This window comes from Cellulomonas biazotea, from assembly GCF_004306155.1.
Classification (GTDB): domain Bacteria; phylum Actinomycetota; class Actinomycetes; order Actinomycetales; family Cellulomonadaceae; genus Cellulomonas; species Cellulomonas biazotea.
The window spans coordinates 1-765 of record NZ_BIMR01000259.1; the positions used below are offsets into that span (position 1 = coordinate 1).

At 78.8% G+C, this 765-nt stretch carries 2 protein-coding genes; both read right to left on the reverse strand.

The genetic code is table 11. The annotated features are described in order from the left end of the window. A partial coding sequence (locus CBZ_RS21430) for a hypothetical protein (RefSeq protein WP_218022794.1) occupies window positions 1–428 on the reverse strand: 428 nt, incomplete at its 3' end. Next, a partial coding sequence (locus tag CBZ_RS15700; RefSeq protein ID WP_130782437.1) for a sigma-70 family RNA polymerase sigma factor occupies window positions 425–765 on the reverse strand: 341 nt, incomplete at its 5' end. The genes CBZ_RS21430 and CBZ_RS15700, both read right to left, overlap by 4 nt.

Below are 765 nucleotides of genomic sequence, written 5' to 3' on the forward strand. Positions count from 1 at the left end.
GCGACGGTCGGGGTGGTGACGACGGCCGCCGCGCGCACGCGCTGGTCGACCGGGTCGGCCGGCGCGGCGTCGGCGAGCGCCCCGCACGCGCCGAACGGCGCGGCCGGGTTGCCGGCCGGCAGGACGACCACCGGCGCGGTCGGCGTCGGGGTGGGGGTCGGCGTCGGCGTGGGGGTCGGGGTGGTCGTGACCGTCGGCGTCGTCGCCGGTGCCGGCTCCGGCGGGCCCTGCCGGACCGCGTACGCGGTGCCGACGGCCAGGACGAGGACGGCGGCCGCGGACACGACCGAGAGGGTCGCGGCGCGCGCACGCCGGCGACGGCGCGTGCGGGACAGGACCACGTCGTGCGGCAGGCCGTCGCCGGCGGCGTGCCGGTGCGCGGCGTCGTCGGCCAGCGCGCGCAGGGCCGGACCCAGGTCGGGGCTCATCGCTGCACCTCCGTCGAGATCGTCGGGACGTCCTCCGTGGCGAACCCGGGCTGCGGGCCCAGGACCGGTTCGAGCCGGTGCCGCGCGTCGGACAGGTACCTCTTGACGGCGCCCGTGGACAGGCCCAGCCGGGCCGCCACCTCGGCGATCGTCAGGTCGTCGTAGAAGCGCAGCACCACGCACGCGCGCTCGCGGGGCGACAGGTGCCGCAGCGCCGCCGCGACGTCCGCGCGGTCGGCGGCGGCGTCCTGCGCGTCGCGTCCCTCCTCGGGGACGAGCAGCGGGACCACCTGGTCGTAGCGGCGCCGTCGTCGGTACGCGTCGAGGTACAGGTTGA